The sequence below is a fragment of the Bdellovibrio sp. KM01 genome (genome assembly GCF_013752535.1).
Taxonomy (GTDB): domain Bacteria; phylum Bdellovibrionota; class Bdellovibrionia; order Bdellovibrionales; family Bdellovibrionaceae; genus Bdellovibrio.
This window is the reverse complement of record NZ_CP058348.1, coordinates 660486-676203: the sequence shown is the minus strand read 5'-3', so window position 1 is coordinate 676203 and position 15718 is coordinate 660486. Positions and strand designations below refer to the sequence as shown.

Here is a 15718-nt window from a genome sequence, read left to right as displayed (position 1 = left end):
GACTACATGTAGAAGCGGAAGCCCAGAGATAGAAAGCCACCCGACAGATCTAACACACGATTCGATGCGCCATTTTGCACGGAGCCGCCGCTGGAAACCGCGCCGTTAAAGGTATTGGAGTCTTTAGAGTATTTTAAATTATCGACTTTCAACTGACGATATCCGAATTGAAAAGCGTAGGTCACAGTATCAGATAGAATTCCTTCATATCCCAATCCCGCAGAAAGCTCGGTTGCGTTTCCTTTGGACTCAATAGTTGTATCCACTCCAGGATAAGCAGAAGTTCCCGCCGCCGTCAGCGTATAGGAATTTTTTAAAGTGACAGTGGCATATCCCAACCCCACCGAAACGAATGAACGAGATACATTGTCGCCGTGAAGATTAAATTCCAAAGTCACTTTAGGAGCATATCCCAAAACTTCGCTGGTTGCGGTGTAAAGTTGCGTACCACCACTGTTCGTACCGGAAATATTATCCACGACACTGGGTTTTAAAAATTCAATTCCAAATGCGAGATTCATGGGTTTGGTTGAAACCAAAAAACCAAACTCACCACCGTAAGTGTATTTGGAATCTCCAGAAACATCCACTCCCGTGGCTTCGTTTTCATATCCCGATTTTCCGATCGCTGAGGGACCACCTGTTAAACTGAAATAAGGCGCCACCGTGTCTCTGTTGATATCAAAGACACGGGCTTCAGCAGCAGAAATGAAAAACAGAATTGCGAGAAACGAAACCAGCTTCATGACGAAATTACTCCGCCAGCAGATCGACGACAACTTTCGATGTCGATTTTTTCCCCGCGACCTGGTAAACGCGCACTTTCGTATTTTGTTTCAAATCCATCGTCAGGTTCAAGGAACTGTCGACTGGATCCAAACTCATCGCCGTCGCTTTGATTGCATAGGAATCTTTCATACGGTGATTCAGAGCGATCGTGTTCACCAAAGACACCGGCATTTGCGAGAATGACAAAACCAGGCGTTGTGGTTTGTCTTTAAGCTCTGCATGGAAGTAACCAGGCCAGCCCTTCATTTTTCCACCGTTTGCATCACCCACGTCGAACACCAGGCGCTCTACTTTTTTTCCTTTATCAGCCGTTCTTCTTACGTCTAATAAAGTAAAAGCCGTCCCTGATAAGCCACCATAAAGCTCGCCTTTTCCCGAAAGAATTTTGGGGCCTGTTGGATTTGATTTTTTTGCTGGAATTGCAGCGCCCGCAGGAAGGGCTAACAGAAGAGACAGTAAACATCCCATGTATTTCACTTATCGACTCCTTTCGATATTAATGACTCTTTAATGCTGCCATTCAAAACCGCCTCTGCCTACTCTTTTGCGGCGCAAGGTGCCCAAAAGCGGCATCTCCCCTGCAATTTCTGCCAGTCAGATCGATTTTAAGAGGGTTTCAAGATGAGACACCCAGGGCACACCTCTTGAAATACAAGGCGATGTTGATGCTTTTAATTTTTAAGGAGTACCTATGAAAAGGCTCTTCGTTACATTGATGACTTTATTGGTAGTAGCCTGCGGCGATTCTGGCGGCGGTGGAGGCGGCGGCGGTACCGTTGCGACCACTCCAGTTCAGGGCGATGCTCGCTGTATCACTTCCAGCACTTTGTGCAATAACGGTGTTTACACATCTTATAACGGTTGGATGCCTTATTCGTTCCCCTACGGTGGTACGAACTACAACTATCAAACTTACTTCCAATCATATGGTGTTTGTGGATGCCCACTGGGTTTTGCTCCGGCATATAACTCTGTGATGGGTATGGGTTGTTACCGTATTCAAACGGGCTTCAACTGGAATGTGATTTACTCATTTACATACAACACAGTAAACTATGGCGCTCCTCAATCTGGTTACAACTTCCAACAAGTTTCAGGAGCTCGTAACGGCAACGGCGCGAACTGCACAGGCCGAGTAGCAACTAGCTGCTTGATCGATCAAGCGAACTCTTGCGGTTCAGGTGCGACTTGCCAATCTATCGGCACATCTAACTTGGGCATCTGTGTGAATGGTTACGCTAACGGTTACAATCCTGGTTATGGTTACGGATACAACACAGGTTACGGTTATTCCGGTTACCCATACGGCTACCCTTACGGTGGCGGCGGTGTCGGTGTTGGCTTCGGAGTTGGTATTGGTATCGGTTTCGGCGTAGGCGGCGGTTACGGTTACTAATCTTGATTAAGTAAATAAGAGGAGTGCGGCGCTCCTCACCGGTTCTAACCGGTTTATATGCCGCAACATTCATGGGCTCTTAGCGGAACTACCTCTAAGAGCCCTTTCTTATTGGGGCGCGGCATTTGCGTCCTTAAGTATCATCCCAAAGCACCAAATTTTAATTAAAAAACACAGACGTTAACACGGGCTTTTTTGCTTTATTTTGCGCTATTCTCAAGGGATAACCAGATTCGTTTTATTAGCTCTTAAACTGGAGTAATTATGAGTTCGAACAATCCTCTTTTAGCGCCCTTCACTGCCAAAGATCAGGCTGTGCCTTTTGACCAAATCAAAGTTGAGCATTACCTGCCAGCTTTGGATGAGGCTGTGAAATCCACAAAAGCAAATATTGAAAAAATCAAAAACAATTCAGCAACACCTGATTTCGAAAACACGATCGTGGCTTTGGAAACAGCTTCTGAATTGGCTGATCGCATCGCTGGCATTTACGGCAACTTGGAATCTGCTCACTCTGACGAAGCTTTCCAGGCTTTGGCAAAAGAGATCTATCCGAAATTAACAGCATTGAGTTCTGATATCGCTTTGGATGAAGTGATCTTCAAAAAAGTAAAAGCAGTCTATGACAACCGTGCCAACATGAAACTTACTGGTGAGCAAAACCGCTTGCTTGAAAAAACGTATTTATCCTTCGCTCGTAACGGTGCCTTGTTGTCTGATAAAGACAAAGAAACTCTTCGTCAGATCGACCAAGAGATGTCTGTCCTGGGTCCAAAATATTCCGAGAACGTTTTGAAAGCGACAAACGCATTTGAAATGGTTTTGGAAAACCACAAAGATGTTGCCGGTATTCCTGAAGGCATCCTTGAGGGAGCTGCGGCGGCGGCAGAGGCAAAAGGAAAAAAAGGCTGGTTGTTCAACTTGCAAATTCCTTCTTACCTTCCATTCATGACTTATGCGAACAACCGTGATTTACGTGAAAAAATGTCGAAAGCGTATGCTTCACGTGCCTTCGGTGGTGAATTCGACAACCAAGAGATCGTTAAAAAGATCGTTACTCTTCGTGCAAAACGCGCAAACCTGCTGGGCTTCAAAACTCACGCAGAATTCGTGTTGGCAGAGCGTATGGCGAAAGATCCAAAAACTGTTGGCACTTTCTTACACAAACTTTTGGATGCGTCTAAAGCTGCTGGTCAGCGTGACGTTTCCGAGGTCGCGGCATTCGCAGGCCAATTGGATGCAATCCCTGAATTGAAACCTTGGGACTTTGGTTACTACTCTGAAAAGTTGAAAGAAGAAAAATACGCTTTCAACGAAGAAGACCTACGTCCTTACTTCAAACTTGAAAACGTGGTTGAAGGTGTTTTCGCTCACGCGAAACAACTTTACGGTTTGTCTTTCAAAGAAAACAAAGACATCCCGGTTTATCATCCAGAAGTAAAAGTTTACGAAATCTATGATGATAAAAATACCTACATGGGCTTGTTCTACACGGACTTCTTCCCGCGCGAGACTAAAAAAGGTGGCGCGTGGATGACTCAGTTCCGTGGTCAAGGTCTGATGGGTGGTAAATTGGTTCGTCCACACGTTTCTATCGTGTGCAACTTCACGAAACCAACTCCGACAAAACCTTCATTGCTGACTTACGACGAAGTTCGCACTTTGTTCCATGAGTTCGGTCATGCTTTGCACGGAATGCTTTCTGATGTGACTTACCAATCTTTGAGCGGTCCGAATGTTTACTGGGATTTCGTGGAGCTTCCTTCACAGATCATGGAAAACTGGGCTGGTGAAAAAGAAGGTTTGGATTTGTTTGCCCGTCACTATGAGACCAACGAACCTATGCCTTTAGAATTGATCAACAAGCTTAAAGCTTCGCAAAAATTCCAGGCGGGTTACGCTTCTTGCCGCCAATTGCAATTCGGCATGATGGATATGGCTTGGCATACAGCGGATCCGTCATTGATCAAAGACGTGGACGCATTCGAAGAACAGGCGACGGCCGAAACTCGTTTGTTCCCTAAAGTCCCTGGCACTAATAACTCTTGCAGCTTCAGCCACATCTTTGCAGGTGGTTACTCTGCAGGATACTACTCTTACAAATGGGCAGAAGTTTTGGATGCGGATGCATTTGAATACTTCAAAGAAGAAGGTTTGTTCTCGCCTGAAGTCGCTCGTAAGTTTAAAGAGTTTATTTTGAGCAAAGGTGGAACTGAGCATCCAATGGAACTTTACAAAAAGTTCCGTGGTCGCGAGCCAGATCCAAATGCATTGCTAAGACGTGATGGATTGATTTAATGAAGAAAACAGCGATGAGATCGAACAGTCAGTTGGTTATTCCAGGCAAAAGCAATATCGCTTTGGTTTATCGCCTGGAAACTGCACGCGCAGTGGCTCTTGCAAAACGCGTGGCCGAGTTTCTAAAGAAGCAAGGCCACCAGGTCTTCACAGCTCCAGGTCAAAAACTGGTGGCGGGGACCAAACTTGCATCAACTAAGAAACAACTGGATTCCTTGTCGCTGGTTATCGTTTTGGGTGGCGATGGAACTTACCTTCGCGCCGTGCGCACCCTTGAGGGCCGTGATGTTCCTATCTTGGGCTTCAACATGGGCTCCCTGGGTTTCTTAACGGCACACAACGCAGACTCGGCCATTGAAGTTATCGAAGATACTTTGATGGGTGAGATGGAACTTCGTCCACGCTCGATGATTTACGCGAAAATCCTGCGTAAAGGAAAATCCCGCGCTGAATTCCACGCGCTGAACGACATGGTGATTGAAAGAGGCTCATTAAGCCAATTGATCAACACCGCAATTTATTCTGACAAACACCTGGTGAGTGAAGTGAAAGCCGATGGTTTCATCGTCTCCTCCCCTTCAGGTTCTACGGCTTACAACTTGGCAGCGGGTGGACCGATTCTGCATCCCGAGGCGCAAGTCTTGGTCGTGACACCGGTGGCTCCGCACAGTTTGACATCTCGTCCTTTGATCGTGCCGGATAAAAATCAATTGTCCTTTAAACTTGATGGAAAAACGCAAAAAGCGCATTTCATCGTCGATGGACAAAAGATGACCGAGATCACGGCTGATGACGAAGTGATCCTGACTCGCTCGCAATACGATCACTGGATGGTCAGACATCCTGATCACAATTACTTCCACTTGCTTCGTGAAAAACTTAAATTTGGAGACCGGACTTAGTTATGCTTCTTGAGCTTAAAGTTTCAAATTTTGCGATCATCGAAAATCTGCATATCGTATTCAAAGATGGATTGAATATCCTTTCCGGTGAAACGGGCGCGGGTAAATCTGTTCTTTTGAAAAGCTTGTCTTTGTTGATGGGTGGCAAGGGCTCCAGCGACACTATTCGCACGGGCTCCACTCAAGCGACGATCGAGGGTTCATTTGATATCAGCAAACGCCATGATATTTTAAATAACTTAAAAGAAATGGGCATCGATGCCGACGAAGACATCCTGATCGTTCGCCGCGTGCTAAGCACGGGTGATAAATCAAAGGTGTATCTGAATGGCAGCCTTAGCACCCTGAACAGCTTGCGTGACATCGTGGCTCCCCTAGTGGAACTTGCGGGACATTCTGCTCCCCTGATCGAAATGACAGGTCAGCACGAGAACCGCAACTTGATGTCCAAGGCTTACCATCTGGATTTACTGGATCAGTATGCTGGCACTTGGGATAAGCGTCTGCTTTTCACTGAAAAGTACAATCGCTACCACAGCATTTTTGAAGAGATCAAAAAACTGGAAAGCGATGCCAAACAAAAAGCGCAACGTCTGGATTTCTTGATTTACCAGCGTGATGAGATCGCAAATTTGGATCTTTCACCAGGTGAAGACATCGAACTTGAGACAGAAGTTAAAAAACTTAAAAACTCCAGCCGTATTGGTTCCTTCGTGGATCAGGCGGAATCTGTTCTTTACACGGACGACGATTCGGCGATCAGTCGTTTGAAAGCTGTGATGAAGAAAGGCTTGGAAGTTTCCGGAGTGGACCCGCAAATCGCAGCGAAACTGGAACTCTTGGAGCAAGCCCAAGCATTGATCGATGAAAGCGTTTACGAGCTTCGTAATTACGCGAACAAGATCGATGCCGACCCTCAACGTTTGGAAGAGGTCGAGGGCCGCCTCAGCGATCTACGCAAGCTCCAAAAGAAATACGGATCATCTGTTAACGATATCCTGAAAGCTTTGATGGAGATGGAAATCGAAATCTCTAACTTGCAAAACTCGGATGTGAAAATTGAATCCCTTCGCAAAGAAGCCGCTGTTTTATTCAAAGAACTTGATACTTTGGGACAGGACCTTCACAAACGTCGTCTGAAGGGCTCTGACCTTTTGGCTGACAGTGTGAATGCTGAACTTTTGGATTTGAATATGAAAGGTGTCACTTTCCACGTTCAAATCGAAAAACTGACAGACCTCAGTGCAACGGGGCTAAGCGATGTGGAATTCCTAAGCCAAACATCTTCAAAAGATGTGAAACGTCCTTTGGCAAAATTTGCCTCGGGTGGTGAGCTTTCCCGTATCTTGCTTTCTTTGAAGCGAGTTGTGGGTTCCAGCAACCAACCGCGCACTTATCTGTTCGACGAAGTCGACACAGGTGTGTCGGGCGAAACGGCTGAAAAAGTGGGTCGCAAACTTAAAACTATCGCTAAAGGCCAGCAAGTTATCTGTGTCACTCACTTGCCACAGGTCGCGGCGTTTGGCGATGCACACTTCTTTATCCAAAAATCTCCGCAGAAAGATTCAGTGGCCATGCTAGTTTCTGAGTTGAAACAAAAAGATCGCGTGCAAGAAATTGCTCGTCTGATCAGCGGCGAAAAGATCTCTAAAACTTCTCTGGCCCACGCCGAACAACTTTTGGTCGAGGCTAAGTAAAAGGTACGGACACACTTTCTCCATGCTGACATCCTGTCGCATGGAGAAAGTGTGTCCGTACCTGTGTAAATATACACACCCCCTAAAGCTCCCCATTCTTGCAAGACACTCTTAGAATTTAAGTATTCTAAAAAAGGGGGCTGCGATGATTCTCGTAATGGGTGCTACTGGGCATGTGGGTTCTAAAATTGCCACGGAATTACTGTCACAAGGACATGATGTTCGTGTTCTGGCTCGCCATATTCCTGATTCCGAAAAATTCTATGGGGCAGATATTGTCGAAGGTGACGCTAACAGTGTCGACACCATGATACACGCCTTGAAGGGATGCTCTGCCGCCTTCGTGATGATTCCCCCAAATGCAAAAACCCCCGAGCACCGTTTTTATGCCAACAAAATCGGCGAAGTGATCGCTGAAGCCATCGAAGAAGTTGGCATCAAACACGTCGTGAACCTGAGTAGTGCTGGCGCCGATTTGGAAAGCGGCACGGGCCCGGTTCTGGGATTACACGATCAAGAGGCACGTTTAAACGATATTGCAGGACTTAATATCGTCCATCTGCGCCCCGCCTTTTACATGGAAAATTTAATCATGGAAATTCCGACAATCATCGCAATGGATAAAATATTTGGAATCATTCCAGAAGACGCTCCGATGGATATGGTAGCGACAAAAGACATCGCGGCCCGCGCGGTGTTTTTACTCACTAATCCAACCTTCCGTTCCCATAACGTGGAATATCTTTTGGGTGAACGCACACTTACGTACCGCGAAATCGCCCGTGTTCTGGGACAAACCATCAGCAAGCCTACTTTGGAGTATGCTGAAGTCCCTGACGTCGAATTAAAGAACTATATGATCGGCGCCGGCATGTCAGAAAGCATGGCTGACGCCCTCCTGGAGCTAGATCATGCTGCCAGCAATGGCCTGTTGGCAGCGAGCTATGCCCGGGATAAAGAAAATTCTACCGTAACCTCGATCGAAAAGTTTGCCCGAACGACCTTTTTAGACGCCTATAACCAGGCGTTAACGGCCCAAAATTCGCGTCGCTCCAGCTCCAGCTCATTTGAGGCGCATCCTTAACAAAAATCCCCGTTTCTTGGCTTGAAACGGGGATTTCTGTCTTGCCTTTCAGTTTCCTTTCATTCAGAACCTTACTCCAATATAAGTTTTGGACAAGGAACTGGATGAAGGCGTTGCCCTGTTTGATCGTCATTTTGATTTTTGCATCTTTGAGCTTCGCCCGCGAACCTCAGGATTGGTGGTCTGTTTCTCCAGAACAAGTTGCCGAGGCTCCTTGCAAGAATCACAGAGCTCCCTCCGACGCCGAAATGTTGCAGACTTTGCAACCCTCAAGCCTTACCAAAAAATCTGAAACAATTTATGGCGTGAGCTTTAAAGACGAAGACCCGGAACTTTTACAACTTTTCCGCGATCTTCATTTTTACGATATCAGCATGGCTGGTGCTAAACCGCTGGTTTTGAAATCTCCGTGCAATAAAGTCCTTTGTTCAGTTCAAGCCATCTATGGCGCTCGCGTGGGAATTCAAATTCTGTACATGCTAAAACGTTTTGGATTTAACGGTTCTCACCTGCGCACTTCCAATGCTTCATTGTGGCGCGCAGATGAGCTGGAAGATATTTTGACGGCCCTCTCCGACTATCCGAACGAACTTTATCCTTTGGATTACAATCGCAAACTTGTTCACGTTAAGCGCGGCAATCGCATGAAATTGCCCGTGGGTGAAAGTGTCGCAAATTCCACGATGGAAATTTACGACATGTGGAATGATCTGACTCAGGCCGAGCGCCAACAAAGTCTTTTGCATGAACTTGGTCACGTGGTCGCCCGCAAAGATGACGTGGATGACTCAGCAGAGTGGTTTAAAACTGCGGGCTGGCAAGTCAGCGGTCGCACAGCCCGCCTGGTTGATCCCAGCAAAGCTGTTTCATTGTACGGCAAAACCAATCCCCACGAAGACTTTGCTGAAAGCGTTGTTGCTTACCGCTTCGGTGGAGCAAAACTAAAGCAAAACCAATCCGGGAAATACGAATTCCTAAAAGCCCGCGTTTTTGACGGTAAAGAGTATTTGAATCCGCAAGCCTGCGTGACTTCCAAATCTCAAACTGAAGTTAAAAAAGAAGCTAACAATAAAGCTTTCGCTGCTGCCGTGGAAAAAGCAAAAAGAAATGCTGACAATTTGGATAGCTCTTTCGTCGGGAAAGCCCAAAGCATTTGTCAGTCTGCTTTGGTTAAAGTCATGATCAATGAACTGGGCAGCGCTCAGAATTGCACAAGCCGCGCTCTGCAACGTCTGCAATTGGAAAAATACGGCAAAGGCAAAAAGCTGGTGGGCGCTTTATTAAGTGAAGCCCAATTAAATGCCATCGCCTTTAAAGGTGATACGGAGTCTGACTTCAGCCGCCGTGTTCGCACTAAGTTTGCAGCGGACGTTAGTAAAAGCTTTAGCTCCGACTTCCGCGAGGCTGTGAATCGTGGTTCATGTTCAGCTTGGGCGAGTGCTGCGCAAATGTTCTTTACTTCCGGTCCTATGGTGGCTGAAGTGCTATCTAGCGACCGCCAATACTTCTATAAAAATCGTCGCTACGAACAAGTGACAGAGTTCTTCACTCGTGTCTGCCAAACTGTTCGTCAAAACGCAGGACGACTTGATTCAGGGATTCTTCAAAACTTACCATAATAGGATGAAGAAGTATCTTTGTCCTCTATTGGTATTGTTTGGAGTTTCCTGTATGCACAAATATCCGCAAGACTTCCCTAAAGCCGCAAAAAATCCCCACATCATGGAGAAATTCGGAGATCGTCGCACCGATAATTATTTCTGGTTGCGTGATCGCGAAAATCCCCAGGTTATTGATTATCTGAAACAAGAAAATGCCTACACTGAAAAAGTCATGGCTCCTGTCAAAGAACTGCAAGAGCGGATCTTTCAAGAGATGAAAAGTCGTATCAAAGAGGACGACTCCAGCTACCCTGCGAAAATGGGACCTTACATGTACTCCACCCGCTTTGAAAAAGGTGCACAGTACCCTTTGTTCGTGCGCACTAAAATCGCTGGCGGTACAGAAGAAATTCTGTTGAACGAGCCTGAGCTTTCAAAAGGTCATACCTACTACGATACTACCGGCCCACGCATCAGTCCGAACGATATGATGATGGCGTATGGTGAAGACACTGTTGGTCGCCGGTTCTATGATATTCACTTTGTCGATTTGAAAACGGGCAAAAAACTTCCGAATGTGATCGAAAAAGCCACCGGCAATCTGGTGTGGGCTGATGACAACGAAACGGTTTTCTTTGCCCAACAAAATCCTGAAACTTTGCGCTCTGAAAAAATCTATCGCTATAATTTGAAAACGCAGAAAAAAGAACTCGTCTATCACGAGAAAGACGAAACATTCAGCTGCTACGTTTTGAAATCACTAAGCCGCAAATACATCTACATCACTTCACAGGCAACACTTACCAGTGAAGTGCATTACCTGCCTGCGAACAAGCCACAAGACGCGTTTAAAGTCTTTGCTCCCCGTCACCGCGAGCTTGAATATGCCGTAAATGATGATGGTCAGCAGTTTTATATAACGACGAATAAGGACGCTAAAAACTATCGCGTGATGACCGCAAAACCTGGTCACACAGCCGTGGCAGAGTGGAAAGAATTGATCGCTCACCGCCAGGACACTTATATTTCTGACATCACGGTGTTTAAGAATCACCTGGTTTTGGATATTCGTCGCAATGGTCTGACTGAAATTGAAATTCGCGATATCCATGGCAATAATCCTTTTGTCATTCCGTTCTCGGATCAAAGCTTTATGGCGGGTGTCGGCGACAACCGTGAATTCGATACGGAATGGCTTCGCTATGAATACGAATCCATGCGCTTGCCTCCAAGTGTTTACGATTTCAATTTGAAATCCCATGAACAGATTTTGCGTAAAACTCGCGAGGTCCCAAATTTTGATCCTAATAAGTACCGTACAGAACGTGTCTTCATCACGGCTCGCGATGGAGTGAAAGTTCCCGTTTCCTTGCTGATGAAAAAAGATTTCCGTGCCGATGCCACAGCTCCCATGCTTGTTTACGGTTATGGCTCTTATGGCGCGAACATGGATCCGTGGTTTAGTTCTTCATTCTTTAGCTTAGTGGATCGTGGATTCGTGTTTGCAAAAGCCCACATTCGTGGTGGCTCTGAGATGGGTCGCGAATGGTATGATAACGGTCGCACAAAAAAGAAAATGAACACGTTCTATGATTTCATCGACGTGACGGAAGGACTTTTAAAACAGCAGTACGCTAAAAAAGGCCACGTTTATGCGATGGGTGGCAGTGCTGGCGGCTTATTAATGGGAACAGTGATGAATCTGCGCCCTGATCTTTACAACGGCGTTGTAGCACAAGTTCCCTTTGTCGATGTGATCACAACAATGCTCGATGAATCCATTCCATTGACGACGGGTGAATACGACGAGTGGGGAAACCCCAATGAGCAAGAGGCGTATGATTACATCCGCACCTACTCTCCGTATGACAATGTAAAGGATCAAAAGTATCCGAATGTTTTGGTCACCACAGGTTTGCATGATTCCCAGGTCCAGTATTGGGAACCAGCAAAATGGGTGTCAAAACTACGCGACCATAACAAAAGTGACTCCGTGATCCTGCTTAAAACTGATATGGAAGCAGGACATGGTGGAGCATCTGGCCGTTTTGACGCTTTAAAAGACACTTCCATCGAATTTGCGTTCATTTTACAGATGGACGACAGGAAGTAATTTCCTGGTCTGGAATTCACCAATTCCAGGCCGCTTCGATAGACGAAATTTCCCAAAAATTTTAGACTTAAAGTTATGAATAAGACGTTTTTAACTCTAAGTCTCCTTCTTGTTGGCCTTCAGGCCTACGCTCAAAAAGACACGACCTGTTCTGAATTTGCTGCTTATACTTGTTCAAGTATCGGTGCCGCGGATGGAACTTCTGTCGGCAGTGCGAAAGCCAGCAAAACAGAATTTGCTGACAAACTAAAATCCGACACTTTCCCTGCCGTCCAAAAAGCTTTCGTTAAAAAAATCGCTTCTTTGCCTTTGGATGAAAAAGCACGCACGGCTTTGCTAGCAAAATTCTCTGGCATGAAGTTCTCAACAGAGTGCGAACAGCTGGGTGCAAGTTTGGACGAGTCCCTGTGGCCGAATTCTTTTTATACCCACTCAGACAACACTTTCTATCTTTGCAAGGCAACTCCCGGAATGTCTGAATTCGTTGTCTCAAAGATGATCGCTTCTGAACTTTCCGAAATGATCAATCCTTGTGGAATTAACAGCATCCTCCAGCGCCCTAAGGAAAAAGTTCAATCGCAGGAGCAAAGTGAAAAAGACTATCCAATCAAAGGGATCATCTCCTGCCTTCGATCTGATAAATCAGCGGGAGCTCAGCGTAACAACAGCATTCCCTTTAAAGAATCAGGATTCTGCACCGGCGACCAAATCACCCGTTCATTCACTGACTGGATGACGAGCGAAGTTGTGACAGATTACATTTCCCAAAAGTATGCGGATCTTTCGAGATCACAATGGCGCCAGGGTATTGCGAACGCTTATCGTGACGAATGTTCTTTCGGCCGACCTGATGACGGCTTTACGGAAGAACCGGAGTTTAAATTGCGCATCGATGGTATCGTAACTGCGAATCCTTCTTTAAGAAAAAAACTTGGTTGCTATGACATGTCGAAATATCTGTATTGCGATGCTCACAGTCCCGATGCTATGGCGAAGGCGATTGGCGCTCCGAAAGCAGGTTCCCCTAGCAGCTCTCCGTCCACTCCGTCAAAAAGCCTAGAAGGGATTAAATAATGAAATACCTTATCTCTCTTTTGGTTTTGATTCCGGCATTGGCTTGGTCTGCTCCCCAAAAGGCTGTTCAGCGCAGAACTGCGCCCCCGAAAGCTTCACCCAAAAAAGCGGCGTCCTTTAACGGCTTCCGAGTGGTGGTTGTCTTTGGTCAGCAGAAATCTCATTTTACGGTATGGCAAGATCAACGCGGAAAATTCTATGCGGTGACCAAAGGTGGTTCACCCACCATCGGCACCATGACTGATATGAATTTTTCATTCCTCAGCACACAGACTCGCGAGATCGCCTCTTTAAAGGGCTCAAACGTGCAAACCTGCCCCCGCGCGAATATTCAGCTGTATCAAGGAAATCGCTATGTCCAGGGCACCTGCATTGGTCTAAAAAACCAAACAGCCGCCCGCATGACCCAACTTGCGAATGCTCTGGCGACGCTACAATAGCTCGACACCTCTGCGTTCGTTGATTTTTGCCGTCTACTGACGCTGCGGCTCTTGCTTAAGAACCTGTATAAAACCAATGCCAGGGTTCATAGATGATTCCGTGAGGATTATCTTTAGGATAGCTCATTCGAAAATTGAATCTAGAAGCATTTTTCTGAAGCCATTTAAAGGATTCACTTAGTTCAAACGCTTCTTCCAGCGAAGGTTTGCCTGGCTCGTGAATATCAATCGCTCTGCCGGAATGATGCTCACTGAATCCTGGAATTGCCACGTGGGTCAGAATGTTTTCCAGTTCTCTGCCCTCTTTTAAACGCTGCTCAATTAAATTTTTTTGATAAACATAAGAACGAAATCCAGAGAATGGCAAAAGCTCGATGCCTTCAAGCGCCGCTGCATTTTTCATCTCAAGCCAAGCCTTGGCTGCCGAATGAATTAGAATAAAGGGCCTTCCCCCACAATCAACATCGACAACTTGGAGCTTTTCCAATGGCGGTTGCAAATGCATACGAAGCTTATTTGTGAGCAGATGCGTTTCATTAATTCCAAGCGCATCGTGAATTACTTTTAAAATCTGATCCATCTAAAAAGCATACTGCTATTTTCCGTTCCGTCCTAGTCCTAGTCCTAATCAATACAGGAACTCGATTCGCTTTCCTGACTGCTAAAGAATCTGTTTCAGTTTTACTTCCGCCTAACCAAGTCCCCCTTTTGCACTCTTCTATTGGAAAAGGGGTATGGGTCAATTCACGGCGGAATTCTTCGTCGTTCTTCCGGGGGCCGCGGGGCCAGACCGATTTCACACAAAGATCCCATGCATTTGGTTTTCAAGGTCAATAAAACCGCTGTGAAAGGTGGACTGCGCAGTTCGCGGAGTTTTTCACTGATGAATCTTCTATTAAAACGATATTCAGTAAAATTCTATGTGAAGGTGGAACAGTTTTCAGTGCAGACGGATCACGTTCATATGTTAGTGTGCGGCTAAAATACGACGTCGGAAGCTGTCATTTTCCTGCGAATGACTAGAACATGTGCTTCCCATGTCGAATCGTTTCTTAAGAAGTGGTGAAGGCCTGATTGGCGCTCGAACATGATGGAATCGCCCTGTTCTACCAAGATCTCTTCATTCCCTTCGACCGCTTTCAAGGTGCCGTTAAGAACATAAATAATTTCGTTGGTGTCGGTATGATAATGTGGCGCCGAGGAGCGCGAATTGGGACGGATGATTTCGTGGGACAGAAAGATGTCATCCGAGTGCAAAGCATCCGAAATCACGTTCGATAAAGAATAGTCTTCGCCGGTTTTTTGAGATTTCAATTGCTGGTGTTGTTGCTGGGATCTTCTCTGAAGCTTCATAACGAAAGCCTATGACCGATACCACTACCGGGTCAATATCGGACAGAGGCCTCTCCCGCCCGCCCACTGCCGATGAGAAAGAGGTGCAGCCATCAGGGCCTATTTCAGGAAATAGGTGAACAGAACGAAATAGATCGCTATCGCACCCAAGAAAGAAAAGAAGTACAGATTCCAGTAGCTCCAGCGCTTCCATTTTTTCAGGATCAACCAGACGATGGCGTAAATCAGTGTCGGCAGAACGTAGGCTTTCATCACATCGCCGCTTTGGGCGTGCTCCACGCCTAAGAATCTTTTTCCGGTGTAGTGACTGTATAAGGCAATCAAATTAAAGGGATTAAAAATAACAAGAACAAATGTCCAAATAAGCTCACGCACTAAAATCTGACGTTCTGTTTGCATGGAATCAGTCTACTCTAGGACGTTTCGGACCAGCAACTTTAACTCCGATATAAGAGGAAATCATGACTCCAATCCCGTACATAGTCGCGGTCGAATCAAAGGCATCAATCACACTCCAAAAGAACATGAATCCGCAATAACAGCTCGCAAAAAAAGCTGACGACATGATCCAAATCTCAAAACTCCCCGGTCGGTTACGTGCTGGCATATTCTGAGGATATATCAAATTTAGTATACTTTAAAACATCAAACTGTTTACGCAGGACTTACATCCCATTCCCTAGATTCCATTTTCACTTTGATTGGGAGAAACAGATGGCAGACGAAAAATATCTGCGAGCACCAGGGAAAGAATAAATCCCGCCACATAGATTGCAGAGATAAGACTTGAATCAGTCGCGGACTGATAAACAAAAAGTCCCAAAAAAATAAATGATAGCAAAGAAAAAATACGAACCAAAAGTCGCTTGCGACGGTTTTGTTTGGCACTGGCAGGAAGAAGTGGATGAGGAGGTGGTACGATATACATTTCTTAAGTATACCGCGGAATCGATTCTTCTAAAACACCAAAT

Annotated in this window: 15 protein-coding genes; 9 read left to right on the top strand and 6 right to left on the bottom strand. The window is 45.9% G+C overall.

All coding sequences use genetic code 11. The annotated features are described in order from the left end of the window. Positions 1-2: 2 nt before the first annotated feature. Positions 3-746, bottom strand: coding sequence for a hypothetical protein (locus HW988_RS03395; protein WP_181606227.1), 744 nt, complete (start codon positions 744-746; stop codon positions 3-5). Between the two features lie 7 nt (positions 747-753). Then, positions 754-1257: a hypothetical protein gene (locus HW988_RS03390; protein ID WP_181607567.1), complete on the bottom strand. Its 504-nt coding sequence runs from the start codon at positions 1255-1257 to the stop codon at positions 754-756. 223 nt (positions 1258-1480) lie between these two features. Between HW988_RS03390 and HW988_RS03385 the strand changes: the two genes are divergently transcribed. The 9 genes from HW988_RS03385 to HW988_RS03345 all read left to right on the top strand — a co-directional run bounded on the left by HW988_RS03385 (position 1481) and on the right by HW988_RS03345 (position 13394). Then, positions 1481-2185: a hypothetical protein gene (locus tag HW988_RS03385; RefSeq protein ID WP_181606226.1), complete on the top strand. Its 705-nt coding sequence runs from the start codon at positions 1481-1483 to the stop codon at positions 2183-2185. Positions 2186-2449: 264 nt separating this feature from the next. Continuing rightward, positions 2450-4483, top strand: a complete 2034-nt coding sequence (locus HW988_RS03380; protein ID WP_181606225.1) for a M3 family metallopeptidase — start codon at positions 2450-2452, stop codon at positions 4481-4483. Next, on the top strand, positions 4483-5385 hold the full coding sequence (locus HW988_RS03375) for an NAD(+)/NADH kinase (RefSeq protein WP_181606224.1): 903 nt from the start codon (positions 4483-4485) through the stop codon (positions 5383-5385). Before HW988_RS03380 ends, HW988_RS03375 begins: the two co-directional genes overlap by 1 nt. Positions 5386-5387: 2 nt before the next feature. Further along, positions 5388-7082: a DNA repair protein RecN gene (recN, locus tag HW988_RS03370; protein WP_142699024.1), complete on the top strand. Its 1695-nt coding sequence runs from the start codon at positions 5388-5390 to the stop codon at positions 7080-7082. A 145-nt stretch (positions 7083-7227) separates the two neighbouring features. Then, complete coding sequence (locus HW988_RS03365; RefSeq protein WP_181606223.1) at positions 7228-8166, top strand: NmrA family NAD(P)-binding protein; 939 nt, start codon at positions 7228-7230, stop codon at positions 8164-8166. A gap of 104 nt (positions 8167-8270) precedes the next feature. Beyond that, positions 8271-9785: a hypothetical protein gene (locus tag HW988_RS03360; protein ID WP_181606222.1), complete on the top strand. Its 1515-nt coding sequence runs from the start codon at positions 8271-8273 to the stop codon at positions 9783-9785. A gap of 52 nt (positions 9786-9837) precedes the next feature. Further along, positions 9838-11880: a S9 family peptidase gene (locus HW988_RS03355; protein ID WP_255490188.1), complete on the top strand. Its 2043-nt coding sequence runs from the start codon at positions 9838-9840 to the stop codon at positions 11878-11880. A gap of 75 nt (positions 11881-11955) precedes the next feature. Further along, complete coding sequence (locus HW988_RS03350) at positions 11956-12954, top strand: hypothetical protein (protein ID WP_181606220.1); 999 nt, start codon at positions 11956-11958, stop codon at positions 12952-12954. Further along, the gene (locus HW988_RS03345) at positions 12954-13394 is read left to right on the top strand and encodes a hypothetical protein (protein ID WP_181606219.1); all 441 of its coding nucleotides are present in this window, start codon (positions 12954-12956) and stop codon (positions 13392-13394) included. Before HW988_RS03350 ends, HW988_RS03345 begins: the two co-directional genes overlap by 1 nt. A gap of 55 nt (positions 13395-13449) precedes the next feature. Here the strand turns inward: HW988_RS03345 and HW988_RS03340 are convergent, their stop codons facing one another. From HW988_RS03340 to HW988_RS03325, 4 genes are all read right to left on the bottom strand, one after another. After that, entirely contained in the window at positions 13450-13974 is a 525-nt protein-coding gene (locus HW988_RS03340) for a D-alanyl-D-alanine carboxypeptidase family protein (protein WP_181606218.1), read from the bottom strand. A gap of 398 nt (positions 13975-14372) precedes the next feature. Further along, the gene (locus HW988_RS03335; RefSeq protein ID WP_181606217.1) at positions 14373-14747 is read right to left on the bottom strand and encodes a cupin domain-containing protein; all 375 of its coding nucleotides are present in this window, start codon (positions 14745-14747) and stop codon (positions 14373-14375) included. Positions 14748-14846: 99 nt separating this feature from the next. Then, positions 14847-15146: a hypothetical protein gene (locus HW988_RS03330; RefSeq protein ID WP_181606216.1), complete on the bottom strand. Its 300-nt coding sequence runs from the start codon at positions 15144-15146 to the stop codon at positions 14847-14849. 280 nt (positions 15147-15426) lie between these two features. Next, entirely contained in the window at positions 15427-15675 is a 249-nt protein-coding gene (locus tag HW988_RS03325) for a hypothetical protein (protein WP_181606215.1), read from the bottom strand. Positions 15676-15718: the final 43 nt, after the last annotated feature.

Bases quoted from the DNA above. Each gene is read 5' to 3' on its own strand.
- HW988_RS03395 (WP_181606227.1), bottom strand. From the start codon at position 746: ATGAAGCTGGTTTCGTTTCTCGCAATTCTGTTTTTCATTTCTGCTGCT.
- HW988_RS03390 (WP_181607567.1), bottom strand. From the start codon at position 1,257: ATGGGATGTTTACTGTCTCTTCTGTTAGCCCTTCCTGCGGGCGCTGCA.
- HW988_RS03385 (WP_181606226.1), top strand. From the start codon at position 1,481: ATGAAAAGGCTCTTCGTTACATTGATGACTTTATTGGTAGTAGCCTGC.
- HW988_RS03380 (WP_181606225.1), top strand. From the start codon at position 2,450: ATGAGTTCGAACAATCCTCTTTTAGCGCCCTTCACTGCCAAAGATCAG.
- HW988_RS03375 (WP_181606224.1), top strand. From the start codon at position 4,483: ATGAAGAAAACAGCGATGAGATCGAACAGTCAGTTGGTTATTCCAGGC.
- recN (WP_142699024.1), top strand. From the start codon at position 5,388: ATGCTTCTTGAGCTTAAAGTTTCAAATTTTGCGATCATCGAAAATCTG.
- HW988_RS03365 (WP_181606223.1), top strand. From the start codon at position 7,228: ATGATTCTCGTAATGGGTGCTACTGGGCATGTGGGTTCTAAAATTGCC.
- HW988_RS03360 (WP_181606222.1), top strand. From the start codon at position 8,271: ATGAAGGCGTTGCCCTGTTTGATCGTCATTTTGATTTTTGCATCTTTG.
- HW988_RS03355 (WP_255490188.1), top strand. From the start codon at position 9,838: ATGCACAAATATCCGCAAGACTTCCCTAAAGCCGCAAAAAATCCCCAC.
- HW988_RS03350 (WP_181606220.1), top strand. From the start codon at position 11,956: ATGAATAAGACGTTTTTAACTCTAAGTCTCCTTCTTGTTGGCCTTCAG.
- HW988_RS03345 (WP_181606219.1), top strand. From the start codon at position 12,954: ATGAAATACCTTATCTCTCTTTTGGTTTTGATTCCGGCATTGGCTTGG.
- HW988_RS03340 (WP_181606218.1), bottom strand. From the start codon at position 13,974: ATGGATCAGATTTTAAAAGTAATTCACGATGCGCTTGGAATTAATGAA.
- HW988_RS03335 (WP_181606217.1), bottom strand. From the start codon at position 14,747: ATGAAGCTTCAGAGAAGATCCCAGCAACAACACCAGCAATTGAAATCT.
- HW988_RS03330 (WP_181606216.1), bottom strand. From the start codon at position 15,146: ATGCAAACAGAACGTCAGATTTTAGTGCGTGAGCTTATTTGGACATTT.
- HW988_RS03325 (WP_181606215.1), bottom strand. From the start codon at position 15,675: ATGTATATCGTACCACCTCCTCATCCACTTCTTCCTGCCAGTGCCAAA.